The following is a 12,514-nucleotide window of genomic DNA, read 5'->3' on the forward strand; positions in this document are numbered from 1 at the left end:
ATCCACTGTGCAAGACACCTATCTCGCATCGGCGACAGACCCGAACCTGATGCTCGTGCTCAAAGTCCTGCCCGCCATCGTGGTCATTCTCATCGCCTCGGCGATCTGCGGACGGCTCGCGATCTTGATCAAACAGCCCCGCGTTCTGGGAGAGATGGTCGCGGGCGTCCTGCTCGGTCCGACCTTGTTCGGCGCGCTGTTCCCCGAGGCGCAGCGCGCCATCTTCACCGCCGACGTCAAACCCATCCTCTACGTCCTGAGCACCATCGGCCTCACTGTGTTCATGTTCCTCGTCGGCGCCGGGCTCGACCACGGCCCCAAGGAAGGCAAGAGCCGCGCGGGCCGCAACGGTGCCGTCCTGGCGATCTCGGGAATCGTCCCGTCACTGGTGCTCGGCGCGGCCGCCGGTCTGCTGTTGTTCGACAAGCTTTCGCGTCCGGACGTCGGAAAATTCGAGTTCGCGATGTTCGTGGGCGGCGCGCTGTCCATCACCGCGTTCCCCATGCTCGCCCGCATCCTCTACGAGCGGAAACTGCAGAACTCCCGGCTGGGCCGCCTCACGCTCGTCGGGGCCTCGATCGACGACGCGATGGCCTGGTGCTTCCTGGCGGTGCTCTCCGCGATGCACGCGAACGCAGGCCTCGGCAGTGCCCTGGTGACGATCGGCCTCTCGGCGGTGTTCGTTGTGCTGATGCTGACCGTCGTCTCTCGTCTCCTGCGGCCGCTGGGCGAGAAGGTCGAACGAACCGGGCGGATGGGCTTCGACCAGCTGTACATCGTCATCGGCGTGATCCTGCTCGCCGGGTTCTTCACCGACTTCATCGGGATCTACTCCGTGTTCGGCGGCTTCATCGCCGGCCTGGCGATGCCGCGCAACGCCGCCTTCCGCAAGGCGCTGCAGGACAAGATGATGGACGTCACCTGCGTCCTGCTGCTGCCGATCTTCTTCGCGTTCTCCGGCCTCAACACCCAGCTCAACGGGCTCGCGGGCTGGGCGATGATCCTGCCGTTCCTCGTCATCCTCATCGCCGGCTTCGTCGGCAAGTACTTCGGCTGCGCGCTCGCGATGCGCAGCATCGGGTTCTCCTGGCGTGAGTCCTACGCCGTGGGAGGCCTGATGAACGCCCGCGGGCTGATGATCCTCATCTTCATCAACATCGGCCTCGCCCAGCAGATGATCACCCAGGAACTGTTCTCCATGCTGGTGCTCGTCGCCGTCATCACCACGGCGCTGGCCGTACCCCTGTATCGATGGGCGATCCCCACCAAGCACGAACAGGCACTCGTGCACGGCGAATTCGTACCGGACAAGCAGAAAGAACCGGCCCTGGTCTAGCGCGGAAACGTGGTGTGCCACCGGCGACCTCCCGGTGGCACACCACACTGTCCGTCAGGGGCGCTTCCACTCCTGCTGTTCCCACGCCGGATCGAGCGGGGTATGGGCGATGTGGTTGGTGTAGTTGGACAAAGTCTTCATGCCCACGCCGAGGATCACGTCCATCACATTGCGCTTGGTGTAACCCGCGGCCAGGAATTCCTCGACGTCCTCATCCGAAACCCAACCCTGGTTCGCGACCATCGACGCGGTGAAGCGCCGCGCAGCGTCCAGCTTATCGTCGGCCAGCGGTTTGCTTTCCCGCAAGGCGGTCACCGTGTCACTGTCCACACCGGACTTCAAGGCCAAGGTGGAATGCGCGGCGACGCAGTACTCGCAGCCGTTCTGGACGCTGGCGGTGATCCAGACGACGTGCTTCGCCCTGACCGGAAGGGAAGACTTGCCGAACAGTTCCGCCAAGGCGTTGTACCCGGCCAGCAGCTCCGGCGACTCGGCCATCACCGCGTTCAGCGTCGTGATGAAACCCATGCGCCGTTTCGCCGACTCCAGATGGGGCCGGGAGTCTTCGGGCGCGCTGGCCTCATCGTGCAGGGTGAACTCGGGCATCCGAACTCCTTTCAGGCGGCCAGCAGGCTGATCGTGGCCGACACGGTTTCCTTGAGCGTGTCCGGTTCCGCGCCCGCGCGAGACCGGAGATTGACGCCGTATGCCAGTAACGCCAGCATGTCGGCCGCCGCGGCCGCCGACACCTCCGGCCGCACCTGACCTGCCGCCGCCGCGTGCTCCACAGCGGTGCGCATCGCGGCACGCAGCTGGTCGTGATGCAGATGCAAGACGTCACGCACGTCGGGGTCGTCGTTCTCGCCGTTCGCGTGAGCGTTGGAGATCATGCACCCCCAGCGCGCGTACTCCCCGGAGCACCGCGTCGTTATCAGCCCGTCGAAGAAGTCCGAGATCGCCGGCAAGCCCCGGGTGTCCTCGGTGAGCCGCCGCATGATCGGCTGGGAGCGCTGCGTGACATAGCGGCGCAGCGCCGCCACGTAGAGATCGCGCTTACCGCCGAACGTCGAATACAGACTCGACCGGTTCACCCCGGTCGCGGTCACGATGTCCTGCACCCCGGTGGAATCCACACCCTGGCGCCAGAACAACCGCACGGCGGAGTCGAGTACCGCGTCCGGATCGAAGTGCTTCACGTCGGGCATAGTCACCCCGCTATCTTGAAACGTTCATTCCAAGATAGCGCCCTTTCGGGCAGCCCGCAAGCCACCATCCAGGATCGTCCACGAACGTGGACACCCTGCCGGTGGCGGCCGGACTCTGAGCAGATGACCAAAGTTCCCGTCCTATGGAGCATCGCCTACAACCCGAAGAACAACATCCTGACCCGGCTGGCAGCCCGCGCGACCCTGCGGGCACTCACGTTCCTGCGCGCACTCGCTCAAGCCGACCACGACACATTCGTTGTCCTATAAGACATATACGAAGCCGATCGACGCCCCCAGCGTTTGCAACCTCATGGGCTTGAGCACCGTTGGGGTCGCGGCCCCGCAGATCCGCGGGCGGTCCGGCGCGACCCGCGCGCTTGCGCGACCAAGCGCGCGAATCACTCCCGTCACCCTCCACACGAGGACGACCGGACGCGACCCACTGGATCACACGGCACGGAACAGCAGGATTGTTGAATTGGATGGGCGGTTCGCGACTAACCGTAGACCGTGTTGGGTTCCACTGTGGACACCGTCCTGGCCATGACTATCGCCACGGGAAGACAGTGCTCGTTTCAAACGTGCGAACTACGACTCGAGGCCTTGCCGCTCCCTACCCGGGGCGGTTCGTGCATCAAAACATCCACGGTAGACACCATCGCTTAGCTGACGGGGCTGCGGCGCTCGAGGAAGACGATGCCGTGCCAGACGCCGTCGCGTCGGGCGATGCGTTCGCGGATGCCGACGGTGCGGTAGCCGGCGCTGTGGCGCAAGGCGATGCTGGCGCGGTTGTCGGTGAAGATCGAGGTCTGCAACGTCCAGAGCCCGGCGGCGTCGGCTTCGGTGACCTGCTTGAAGAGCATCGCCTTGCCCACGCCGCGGCCACGATGGGATTCGGCGACGTAGACCGATGTCTCGGCGACTCCCTGGTAGCACTCGCTCGGCGAGACCGGGGTGACGGCGGTCCAGCCGGCGACCTCGCCGTCGATTTCGGCGCCCCAGCGGTCTTCGACTCCGGCGAGGCCGACGCGGCGCGAAGCTGTCAAGGCGCTGTCCGACCCCGGTGCGGATCAGCCTGCTGTCACTGGTCCGCTACTCCCCCGGCGGCGAGGCGTGCTTCTGCGATCTCGCCGAAGAGTTCGACTTGCCGCAGCCCTCACTTAGCCAGCACCTGCGCGTGCTGGTCTCCGCAGGCATCCTCGAGCGGGAACGCCGCGGCACCTGGAGCTGGTACAGCGTCGTCCCCGAACCCCTCGAAACCTTGAGTGACCTGCTCCCCGCGGGCGGGCCGCTCGCCGACCGGCTCGCTACGCCGCACTCCCCGATCTTCCGTTTCCCGCAGACCCCGAGTCGTATCCGGGCAAAGACCAGGTGGCCGACTACCTGGCCACCTACGCGTCCGGGATCATTCCCGGCGGTCTTCCCATCCAGTCCGCCACCGCGGTCACCGCACTGACCCGCACGGGCCGGATCTTCGATCTCGCCACCACCGCGGGCCCGGTCCGGGCACGCCAGGTCCTGGTGGCCACCGGACCCTTCCAGAAACCGGCGATCCCCACCTGCGCGACCGGGTTCGCTTCCGATGTTCTCCAACGGCACAGCAGCGCCTACCGCGATCCCGCACCATTCGGTGGGAGGCGGGTCCTGGTCGTCGGGGGCGGCAACTCCGGTTTCCAGATCGCCGCCGAACTGGCCGCCGCGCCGGTCACCTTGGCGGTCGGGACGCGCAATGCCTGCGTCCCGCAACGGATCCTGGGCCGCGACCTGTTCTGGTGGCAGATCCACACCGGTTTGATCGCCGCGCCGGCCACCTCACGCCGCGGCCGGTGGATGCGCCGCGGTGAAGGAGCCGTCATCGGGCACAGCCGCCGGTCCCTTCTCCGGCGCGGCGTCACCTTCCGCCCCCGGCTGCTACAAGCGCACGGGCACATCGCCGTCTTCGCCGACGGACAGTCCGCCCACGTCGACGCCGTCGTGTGGGCGACCGGCTTCCGGCAAGACCACACCTGGGTACACATCCCGGACGCGCTCACCGGTGGACGGCTACGCCATCACGGCGCGCACACCCCGGTCGACGGACTCTACGTTCTCGGCCTGCCATGGCAGCGCACCGCCGGCTCGGCGCTGCTCGGTTTCGTCGGCCACGACGCCGCCCACCTCGCCCGGCACATCCTCGAACGCCACCGCCACGGCACGGAGCCCCGATCGAACGAGTTCCGGGAAGCCTGACGCGACCTGTCGAGTTACGGTCGAGCCGTTCGTCATCCTCTTCGACGAATCGACACCGCCCGAGCTGGAGGACACGTGCAGTACATGCTGCTGATCTACAACTGCGACCGGCCCGAACCCACGGATCCGGCGTTCCCCGAGGCGCTCGCCAGAGTGAACGCCTTCGCCGAGGAGTGCCGCCGCCGCGGCGTGTTCGTCGCCGGGCATCCGCTCCAAAGCGAGCACACCGCCACCACGGTCAGCGTCCGCGACGGCAAGACCTTGATCACCGACGGCCCCTTCCCCGAGACCCACGAACACCTCGGCGGCGCCTACATCCTCGACTGCCGCAACCTCGACGAAGCACTCGAACTGGCCGCACTTTGCCCGCTGGCCGAGGTGGGCACGATCGAAGTCCGCCCGATCGCCGGAGTTCCCGACCTCGACCACCGGCCCTCGGCCGGAGTATGAGCGCGGCGGCGGTCCTGCGGGAGGTCTACCGCGAACACAGGTCACGCATGCTCGCGGCACTGGTGCGCGTCCTCGGCGATTTCGAGCTGGCCGAGGACGCGCTGCAGGACGCGTGCGCGCTCGCCCTGCGCAAATGGGACGCCACCGTGCCGGACGATCCGGTGGCCTGGCTATTGACCGCGGCCCGCAACAGCGCGATCGACCGGCTCCGGCGTGCCCGCACTGGCCGGGACAAGCTCGCCGATCTGGGACCGCGACCGGAGGCGACGACCATGAACCTCGACGAGAGCAGCCTGCTCGGCGTCGGCGACGAGCGGCTCAGCCTCATCTTCACCTGCTGCCATCCCGCCCTGGCCGAAGAAGCCCGCGTCGCGCTGACGCTGCAAGCCGTGGCCGGGATGACCGCCGGGCAGATCGCCCGCACCTTCCTCGTCGCCGAACCCACACTCGCCCAGCGCCTGGTGCGGGCCAAACGCAAGATCCGCGACGCGGGCATCAGCCTCGATGTTCCCGCCGACCACCTACTGCCCGAGCGGCTCTCCGGCGTGCTTGCGGTGATCTACCTGATCTTCACCCGCGGCTACACCGCCGGCGGCGACGAGCCGGAGTACCGGGAACTGCAGCAGGAGGCAATCCGCCTCGCCAAACTCGTCGCCACCCTCATGCCCGACGAACCGGAACCTCCTGCCCTGGTCGCGCTGCTGCTGATCCACCACTCGCGCTCGGCCGCCCGGTACACACCGGCCGGGGACGTGGTCCTGCTCGAGGACCAGGACCGGTCACGCTGGGACCGCGCCGAGATCGCCGAAGCCGTCCGGCTCCTGGACCGCGCCCTGCGATTCGGGACGCCCGGGCCGTATCTCCTGCAGGCGACCATCGCGGTCCTGCACGCCCAGGCACCGACAGCGGAGGAGACGAACTGGTCCGCGATCGCCGCGCTGTACGAGCAGCTGCTCGCGGCGACCCCGTCGCCGGTGGTCGCGCTCAACCACGCCGTGGCGGTTGCCATGGCCACCACTCCGGACGAAGGTCTGGCGTTGATCGACCGCATCGAGGGCCTCGACGGCTACCACTTGCTGCACGCCGCCCGCGCCGACCTCCTGCGCCGTCTCGGCCGCACCGACGACGCGGTCGCGGCGTACCGGCGTGCGCACGAGCTCGCCACCAACCCCGCCGACCAGCGCTACCTCGCCGGCCGCATGCGCGCTCTCGAGAAAGCCGGAAACTCGATGAACTGAGCTGTCGAGAAGCCCGGCGGCCGTTCGTCCTCTGGTGCGTCAACCGACGATGCACCGAAAGGACCCACCCATGAGCAGCACTTCCCAAGCCGTGACCTCCGTGCAGGCCGACATCGTCGTCGATGTCGGCCAGGAGAACGCCTTCCGCGTGTTCACCGAACGGTTCGACGAGATCAAGCCTCGCGAGCACAACCTGCTCGCGACGCCGATCGAGCGGACAGTGCTGGAGCCTCGCGCCGACGGCACCGTGTACGACGTCGGCTCCGACGGCAGCCGCTGCACCTGGGCGCGGGTTCTGGCGTACGAGCCGTCGGAGCGGCTGGTCCTCAGCTGGGACATCAGCCCGCGCTGGCAACTGGAGACCGATCCCGGCCACGCCAGCGAGGTCGAGCTCCGGTTCATCGCCGATGGTGCCGAGCGCACCCGGGTCGCGCTCGAACACCGGCATCTCGACCGGCATGGCGAGGGCTGGGAGAGCTTCACGAGCCTCGGTGCCGGCTCGGGCTGGCCGCTGTATCTCGAGCGGTTCCGCGCCGCGACACGACGGGATGCCGCCGGGGACTGAAGCGGATACCGTCCACACCGGACCCGATCCCAGCGGCAGCGGAGAGGCCATATGAGCACAGGCACCGACGACTCGCACCGCTATCGCGCGGAAACGTTGCGCTCGGCGATGGCCGGCGACACCGGAATCACCGAGGTCGCACTGCGGACCGCGGTAGCGGCCCGCAGTGCGGGCGGGCCGCCTGTTGCCGAACCGTACGACGATCTGGCCTGGCAGATCGGTGACGCCTCCTACCGGGTGACCGACGCCGAGCTCGCTGCCGTCCGGCGGGCGGCCGGCAGCGACAAGGCCGCGTTCGAGATCGTCATGTCCGCCTGCATTGGGGCGGGTATGGCCCGGTGGGACGCCGCCACCCGAATACTCGCGGAGGCGACCGATGCGCCTTCCTGAAGTCGAACGCGGAGACGGTCTCCGCACCAGGATGCTGATCCGGGTCATCTCCCTGGCGCTGGGAGCGCGCCTCCCGGACGCGGCCCGCGTTGCCTTCTACCACAAGGGCTTTGTCGGCACAGCGCTCGGCGCGTGGACGCAGGATGCGATGCGCGGACCGAGCGAGTGGTCCGTGGCGGAGCGCGAACTGATGGCCGCGATGGTCGCCAAATGGAACTCGTGCCCGTTCTGCGTCGGAGCTCACCGGGCCATAGCCGTGCACGGAATGGACAAGGCGGTGGCCGACGCGGCCCTCGCCGACTACCACACCGCGCCGATCTCGGACCCCCTGCACGCCACACTCACCGTCCTGGAAACCGTGACCCTGCGTCCTGACGAACTGGAGGCCAGGCAAGTCCAAGCGGCGCTCGCCGCAGGTGCCACCCGGCAACAGCTCGAAGACGCGGCCGCGGTCGCAGCCGTGTTCAACATCGTCACCCGCTACGCCAACGCGTTGGACTTCGCCATCCCAACCGACGCCGAGTTCGACAAGGCCGCCGTAATGATGCTCAAACGCGGCTACTCCTAACCCCCAGTGGATTGTCGAATCAGCGTGATCGCAGCACCCGATGGCGGCTGTCTGGAGTTCACCACATCGCCGACCGTGGCGATGGCGTCGCGCAGCTTGTGCGTGTCGTGCCGGATCTGCACCGTGTTTTCGCCACAGCGCAAAGGCCTGGAATTCGGTCGACGCTCGTCGCGATGCTGCTCATACGGCTAACGAACTCAGAGGGGAAGACCATGACGAGCAGGCGCTTCGCCACATTCACCGGAGCGGTCGTCGGGCTGGCGATCACAGCTTTGACAGGGAGCGCCGCGCACGCGACGCCTCACTCCGAGGGCGCCAAGGCCGATAAGTGCGTGAACCTCGGCAACAGCGGCCGGGTCTGCCACCAAGACAAGGGCGATTGGTTCAGGGTCGAGGACCTGCGCAAGGACGGCTATGGCGTCTGGGGTTTTCTCGGTCGTTCCGATCATGAGAAGCCTGTCCTGGCCAGCAATTACGCGGGCGGCAAGGGCGAAATTGCGTTCTTCCAATACAACATCAAGGAAGGCAAGCGGTACAGGCTCGGCCTGTGCACCATGAAGAGTATGGACGTCGTCAAATGCGACGAGGCAAACCTCTACGAGTAGTTGCTCGGTCAGGCCAAGCTGGTGACCGCAGGACGGCGTCGAACCTGCACGCCCTCCTTCCACCGCCAACCTGGGGAGCCGCCGCATCGAGCGCGGCCCCACAGGGCCACGCTCTCCCAGGACAACCGCTGCCGAATGCCACGTCGCATGGCTGTGAGGGACTTCCCGTACTAAGCACCGTGTGCTGTTTCAGGACCTCACGGACAGATGTGTTTCAGGAGTTGTCGGACAGTTTGTTGTTGAGCGGTTGGTAGCGTACTGCTCGGTTGAGGGTGAGCTGGCGGGCGATGGTGTCGCCGATCATGATGGTGACACGGTCGCCTTGCCAGAACACGGTGGCTGTGTGTCCGGTCCAGTGCCGGCCCAGGACGATGGAGCAGCCGGAGAAGGCGATGACGCCGGTGGCTGAGACGGTGCGTTGAGTGCGGCCGCTGGGGGCTTCGCGGCCGCTGGCAGGGGTGGCTTTGGGGCTGGCGTCGTAGCGTTGCCGTGGGGTGTGGCCGTCGAGGCTTTGGTGGCGCCGGTGGTTGTTGTAGATGTGGCGGTAGTCCTCGAGTAGCTGTTGCAGGACGGCAAGGTTCTCGGCCGGCGGGCGGGCGGCAAGCCATTTCCGCAGGGTTCGGTGGACGCGTTCGTTCTTGCCGCAGGTTTGCGGGCGATAGGGCCTGGACGCGATGGCGGTAACGCCGTGTTCGGCGAGGTGACGTTCGAGTTCGACCATCTGCCCACGGTGTTTTCCGGAGAAGGCTAATCCGTTGTCGGTCAACACTTTCACCGGTAGGCCGTGGCCGGCGAAGGCCTGCTGCAGCGCGGCCCAGGTGTCGGCGCCGTTCTCGCTGGTGGCAGCGTAGGAGCCGACGTCGAGCCGGGAGTGGTCGTCGAGGATCTGGACGATGCAGACCTTCTGGCCGTCGGCCAGGTAGTACTCCATGCCATCGATCTGCCAGCACCCGTTCGGATCGGAGTACTCGAACCGGCGCCTCGTGCGGGGTCTCTTGCGGGGCTCCGGTTCGATCTGGCCGTGCTCGCACAGGATCCGATAGATCGCCGACTTCGACGGCAACGGCGCGAACCCCGCCTTCTCCAGCCGCCAGCGGATTGAGATCGGGCCGTTGTCCCAGCCCTCGTCCGCAAGTTCCTTGCGGGCCCGCAGCACCGCCTCGGCCACCTCCGCGCCTAATGCGGTGGGACGGTGACGCGGAGCGGTGCTGCGGCGGATGAACCCGTTCGCCGCCTCACTCCGAACCCGGGCCACATACCGATAGAACGTGTCCCGGGAAACCCCGTGCTCACGGCAGAACCGCGCCACGTTGACCTTCTCACCCGCAGCCACCCGAGCAACCGCGGCGACGAACTCAGGATCCATCGAAAACCCTGCACTGCCCATCGCCGCATGATCACCACACAAGCCCTGGTCACCACACCGACAGGCCGGTCAGTGTCCGTGAGGTCCTGAAACATCAACTGTCCGACATGTCCTGAACTCAGACACCGTACTAAGCACCGGAAGTCCCTCACAGCTGCTAGCACCAGCCAACGTTCCACCGGTCGATCTGGTACGACATGCCACCGCCCCAGAGCGTTGCCCAGATCCTTTGGCCACCGAAGTCAAGTACGTCGTACAGGCCCTGCCCCTTGTTGACGAACCGAAGGATTACGCCGTGATACCACAGCAGCACGTTGTCCTGGACGATGCACTGATAGAGCTCCTCGCGCGGCGAGGCCGAAGCTTGGGCGTCACTGACTCCCAGGACGGTCGCACAGGCGAAGGCGGTGAGAAGAATTCTTGTTGTGACAGACATGGTTTCTCCTAAGATTCGCGCGCCTTCGAGCGAAGGCGAGACCATGCCTATCGCGACGTATTCGGGTGAGTGCAAGGTAAATCCGTGGTGAGCCTGCCCTCACCAGGGTTGAGCAGGGTGTCGATGAGCGCGGTGGTTTCCTCGTCGATGTCGACATCGAGTGCAGCCGCGATATCGGCCAACTTCTCGACCGTGGCTTTCACCGTGGCGCGGTTACCCGCTCGGTGCTCAACGTGGAGGAGGTCGCGGTAGAGGAGTTCGCTGACGGGTTCGGCGAGGAGACCGCGCTAGATCGCGCGACGGACCGCTGGCAAATCGCCGTCCTGTTGGCAGATTCCGGCCAGGGCATGGGCGACGTCGACGATGGCGTCGATCATTTCTCGCTGGTGCCACGAGTTCCAGGCGTATCGGCCGGGACCGATGTTGCTGAAGGGCATGCCGGTGACGAGTTCCAGTGCGGCTTCCAGTCGAGCCCGCCGATCTGACGCGTCACGGTTCAGCCCGGAGCCGGCGAGTTGCCGGAACCGATACCAGTCGCTGTTCATCGACTTCGACAGGCGGTAGCCGCCTCCGTTGGCCTCGACGTTGGGAAGGTAGAGGTCGCCGTTCTCGTCGTGGCCGAGCCAGGTCCGCAAGCGGGAGATATAGCCCGTCGGCGGTCGCGCCGGGATGGAGCAGGAGGAACGCGGCGAGTTCGGTGAGCCGGTTGATCTTCTTGCCCTCGACCTTCATCGGGTCGACGTTGTGCAGCCCGACCGGCCCGAGGAGTCTCAGCTCGGGTCCCGTTGCCGACTGCGGCACGAACGGAACATCCACCTGGTCATCCGCGGGTATCTGTTCGGCGTTAGCCTCGGCGGTGAGCGTCGCGATGAGTTCTTCCGTCTGTTCGACGGTCAGACGCTGGAGTTCGACTTCGATGCCGAATTCGTCGATCGACGTGGACTTCCCGGAAACGTCCAGCCGCCAGCCACCCGAGGCCGACGGGCCGGTGGCAACCACAGCGGCAAGGCACTCAGGCTCCAAGTCGAACGGTTCAGTGGACAGGACGACGCCCGCTGGGACCGGGGCCGCCGCGGAAAACTCATCCACCGTCGTGAAGTGGCGGAAGCGATCAGGTTGTGCGCAGCCGTGGAACGACCGAAGCCGACCAAAGTCACGGGAACGGATTCGGACCAAGCTGACGTTGCCAGTTCCCAGGCCATGGCCAGCAGGACCGGCTCGGTTTCTTCCGCGGTTCCTTCGAGCGTGACCGTGCCGATCTCCGCGGCGGCGTCTCGCCGTTTGGAACGATAGGTCTCGGTAGGCCGGGACGGGACGGGCTGGACGAACACTTCTGGGACAGCGCGACCGTTCCCGAGCCTGCTACTGCAGGGTCCTGCGCTGCTCAGGAGTGGAAAGCATCGTCGAACGACAGGAGCGACTTCGGGTGAGCGAGCTGACGCCCGGAGCGAGGTGAGCGGGCTGGAGGCAGGTCCGTGGGCATGGACATCGTGGCGGTCCTTTGAGCGATGGCACGATCGCCACGAGGCTCGAATCCCACCAGCTTAGGCACCTGGAGGAGTCTCCAGACGCTTCCACCAGAACCGGGCGGAGGTCTCGCCGAGTTCCACGCAGACCGCGATTGTTCGAGGGCTACTCTCAGACGCCTGCCGCGCGTTTGGCGAGCGCCGACCAACGCATCGGTGACGGGTCGAGAACATGCCCAGCCCATCGATCAGGCTGTTCAGCACCATGCAGTTAAGCAGCCGAGAAGACCGGTCTCGACACCAGTATCTAAACGAGTGTACATCACCGGCATCTCTATCGATCGCCTCGATATTTATACTGCTCAAACCCCGTAACACCAGCCAACCTGAATTATTCGATGATACTGCTGCGCATGTCCTCAGAGACCTCTTCAGGCCGGCGAGACCGGATGCGAGACCGAGCGAGACCTGCCCCGACATAGGTCTCGGCTCCGCACCGACCGCCGAGTCGGAGTCTCGGAGGACCGGTGGAACGAGTATCAGAAGAGGCGGAAACCGAATCGGCGCCTCGCCCAGATGAGCCCGCTTGGCGCTACTCTCAGCCGAACAAACGCGGCATTGATCGCACCTTTTCCGGTCACGTTTACCGGGTCCATG

16 protein-coding genes and 2 pseudogenes are annotated in these 12,514 nt (G+C 66.3%); 11 read left to right on the forward strand and 7 right to left on the reverse strand.

Annotation, left to right across the window (positions count from 1 at the left end):
* The first annotated feature begins 7 nt into the window (after positions 1-7).
* Complete coding sequence (locus tag MJQ72_RS26030) at positions 8-1,336, forward strand: cation:proton antiporter (protein WP_240593635.1); 1,329 nt, start codon at positions 8-10, stop codon at positions 1,334-1,336.
* 54 nt (positions 1,337-1,390) lie between these two features.
* Here the strand turns inward: MJQ72_RS26030 and MJQ72_RS26035 are convergent, their stop codons facing one another.
* Positions 1,391-1,942, reverse strand: a complete 552-nt coding sequence (locus MJQ72_RS26035; protein WP_240593636.1) for a carboxymuconolactone decarboxylase family protein — start codon at positions 1,940-1,942, stop codon at positions 1,391-1,393.
* Positions 1,943-1,953: 11 nt separating this feature from the next.
* Positions 1,954-2,541 (reverse strand): TetR/AcrR family transcriptional regulator, encoded by a 588-nt coding sequence (locus tag MJQ72_RS26040; RefSeq protein WP_240593637.1) that lies wholly within the window; start codon positions 2,539-2,541, stop codon positions 1,954-1,956.
* 123 nt (positions 2,542-2,664) lie between these two features.
* Between MJQ72_RS26040 and MJQ72_RS26045 the strand changes: the two genes are divergently transcribed.
* A complete protein-coding gene (locus MJQ72_RS26045; protein WP_240593638.1) occupies positions 2,665-2,811 on the forward strand; it encodes a hypothetical protein in 147 nt (48 codons plus the stop codon).
* Between the two features lie 395 nt (positions 2,812-3,206).
* On the opposite strand, the pseudogene MJQ72_RS26050 reads toward MJQ72_RS26045, so the two are convergent.
* Positions 3,207-3,554 (reverse strand): annotated as a pseudogene (locus tag MJQ72_RS26050) (GNAT family N-acetyltransferase); the annotation flags it as partial.
* 53 nt (positions 3,555-3,607) lie between these two features.
* Between MJQ72_RS26050 and MJQ72_RS26055 the strand changes: the two are divergent.
* The 8 genes and pseudogenes from MJQ72_RS26055 (at position 3,608) to MJQ72_RS26090 (ending at position 8,589) form a co-directional block, all read left to right on the forward strand.
* Positions 3,608-4,000 (forward strand): helix-turn-helix transcriptional regulator, encoded by a 393-nt coding sequence (locus MJQ72_RS26055; RefSeq protein WP_240593639.1) that lies wholly within the window; start codon positions 3,608-3,610, stop codon positions 3,998-4,000.
* A pseudogene (locus MJQ72_RS26060) lies at positions 3,904-4,773 on the forward strand (NAD(P)-binding domain-containing protein); the annotation flags it as partial. The gene MJQ72_RS26055 and the pseudogene MJQ72_RS26060, both read left to right, overlap by 97 nt.
* A gap of 75 nt (positions 4,774-4,848) precedes the next feature.
* The gene (locus tag MJQ72_RS26065) at positions 4,849-5,223 is read left to right on the forward strand and encodes a YciI family protein (RefSeq protein ID WP_240593641.1); all 375 of its coding nucleotides are present in this window, start codon (positions 4,849-4,851) and stop codon (positions 5,221-5,223) included.
* Positions 5,220-6,461 carry an RNA polymerase sigma factor gene (locus MJQ72_RS26070; protein WP_240593642.1) on the forward strand — a complete coding sequence of 414 codons (1,242 nt, stop codon included), beginning with the start codon at positions 5,220-5,222 and terminating at the stop codon, positions 6,459-6,461. The genes MJQ72_RS26065 and MJQ72_RS26070 overlap by 4 nt, the downstream gene beginning before the upstream one ends.
* A 70-nt stretch (positions 6,462-6,531) precedes the next feature.
* Positions 6,532-7,026 carry an SRPBCC family protein gene (locus tag MJQ72_RS26075; RefSeq protein WP_240593643.1) on the forward strand — a complete coding sequence of 165 codons (495 nt, stop codon included), beginning with the start codon at positions 6,532-6,534 and terminating at the stop codon, positions 7,024-7,026.
* 51 nt (positions 7,027-7,077) lie between these two features.
* Positions 7,078-7,416: a hypothetical protein gene (locus MJQ72_RS26080; protein ID WP_240593644.1), complete on the forward strand. Its 339-nt coding sequence runs from the start codon at positions 7,078-7,080 to the stop codon at positions 7,414-7,416.
* Complete coding sequence (locus tag MJQ72_RS26085; RefSeq protein WP_240593645.1) at positions 7,403-7,984, forward strand: carboxymuconolactone decarboxylase family protein; 582 nt, start codon at positions 7,403-7,405, stop codon at positions 7,982-7,984. The genes MJQ72_RS26080 and MJQ72_RS26085 overlap by 14 nt, the downstream gene beginning before the upstream one ends.
* Positions 7,985-8,196: 212 nt before the next feature.
* Positions 8,197-8,589 carry a hypothetical protein gene (locus tag MJQ72_RS26090; protein ID WP_240593646.1) on the forward strand — a complete coding sequence of 131 codons (393 nt, stop codon included), beginning with the start codon at positions 8,197-8,199 and terminating at the stop codon, positions 8,587-8,589.
* Positions 8,590-8,803: 214 nt separating this feature from the next.
* Here MJQ72_RS26090 and MJQ72_RS26095 read toward each other — a convergent pair whose 3' ends face one another.
* The 4 genes from MJQ72_RS26095 to MJQ72_RS26110 all read right to left on the reverse strand — a co-directional run bounded on the left by MJQ72_RS26095 (position 8,804) and on the right by MJQ72_RS26110 (position 11,026).
* Entirely contained in the window at positions 8,804-9,976 is a 1,173-nt protein-coding gene (locus tag MJQ72_RS26095) for an IS481 family transposase (RefSeq protein WP_240593647.1), read from the reverse strand.
* A 136-nt stretch (positions 9,977-10,112) separates the two neighbouring features.
* The gene (locus tag MJQ72_RS26100) at positions 10,113-10,391 is read right to left on the reverse strand and encodes a hypothetical protein (RefSeq protein ID WP_240593648.1); all 279 of its coding nucleotides are present in this window, start codon (positions 10,389-10,391) and stop codon (positions 10,113-10,115) included.
* A gap of 47 nt (positions 10,392-10,438) precedes the next feature.
* Positions 10,439-10,594 (reverse strand): hypothetical protein, encoded by a 156-nt coding sequence (locus MJQ72_RS26105; RefSeq protein ID WP_240593649.1) that lies wholly within the window; start codon positions 10,592-10,594, stop codon positions 10,439-10,441.
* Positions 10,595-10,678: 84 nt separating this feature from the next.
* Positions 10,679-11,026 carry a hypothetical protein gene (locus MJQ72_RS26110; protein WP_240593650.1) on the reverse strand — a complete coding sequence of 116 codons (348 nt, stop codon included), beginning with the start codon at positions 11,024-11,026 and terminating at the stop codon, positions 10,679-10,681.
* 34 nt (positions 11,027-11,060) lie between these two features.
* Between MJQ72_RS26110 and MJQ72_RS26115 the strand changes: the two genes are divergently transcribed.
* Positions 11,061-11,684, forward strand: a complete 624-nt coding sequence (locus MJQ72_RS26115; RefSeq protein ID WP_240593651.1) for a hypothetical protein — start codon at positions 11,061-11,063, stop codon at positions 11,682-11,684.
* The last annotated feature ends 830 nt before the right edge of the window (positions 11,685-12,514 follow it).

The sequence above is a fragment of the Amycolatopsis sp. EV170708-02-1 genome, from assembly GCF_022479115.1.
GTDB lineage: Bacteria > Actinomycetota > Actinomycetes > Mycobacteriales > Pseudonocardiaceae > Amycolatopsis.

Excerpts from the sequence above, each read along its gene's own strand:
- MJQ72_RS26115 (WP_240593651.1), top strand. The coding sequence starts at position 11,061 with ATGGAGCAGGAGGAACGCGGCGAGTTCGGTGAGCCGGTTGATCTTCTT.
- MJQ72_RS26045 (WP_240593638.1), top strand. The coding sequence starts at position 2,665 with ATGACCAAAGTTCCCGTCCTATGGAGCATCGCCTACAACCCGAAGAAC.
- MJQ72_RS26040 (WP_240593637.1), bottom strand. The coding sequence starts at position 2,541 with ATGCCCGACGTGAAGCACTTCGATCCGGACGCGGTACTCGACTCCGCC.
- MJQ72_RS26100 (WP_240593648.1), bottom strand. The coding sequence starts at position 10,391 with ATGTCTGTCACAACAAGAATTCTTCTCACCGCCTTCGCCTGTGCGACC.
- MJQ72_RS26085 (WP_240593645.1), top strand. The coding sequence starts at position 7,403 with ATGCGCCTTCCTGAAGTCGAACGCGGAGACGGTCTCCGCACCAGGATG.
- MJQ72_RS26095 (WP_240593647.1), bottom strand. The coding sequence starts at position 9,976 with ATGGGCAGTGCAGGGTTTTCGATGGATCCTGAGTTCGTCGCCGCGGTT.
- MJQ72_RS26035 (WP_240593636.1), bottom strand. The coding sequence starts at position 1,942 with ATGCCCGAGTTCACCCTGCACGATGAGGCCAGCGCGCCCGAAGACTCC.
- MJQ72_RS26090 (WP_240593646.1), top strand. The coding sequence starts at position 8,197 with ATGACGAGCAGGCGCTTCGCCACATTCACCGGAGCGGTCGTCGGGCTG.
- MJQ72_RS26070 (WP_240593642.1), top strand. The coding sequence starts at position 5,220 with ATGAGCGCGGCGGCGGTCCTGCGGGAGGTCTACCGCGAACACAGGTCA.
- MJQ72_RS26075 (WP_240593643.1), top strand. The coding sequence starts at position 6,532 with ATGAGCAGCACTTCCCAAGCCGTGACCTCCGTGCAGGCCGACATCGTC.
- MJQ72_RS26080 (WP_240593644.1), top strand. The coding sequence starts at position 7,078 with ATGAGCACAGGCACCGACGACTCGCACCGCTATCGCGCGGAAACGTTG.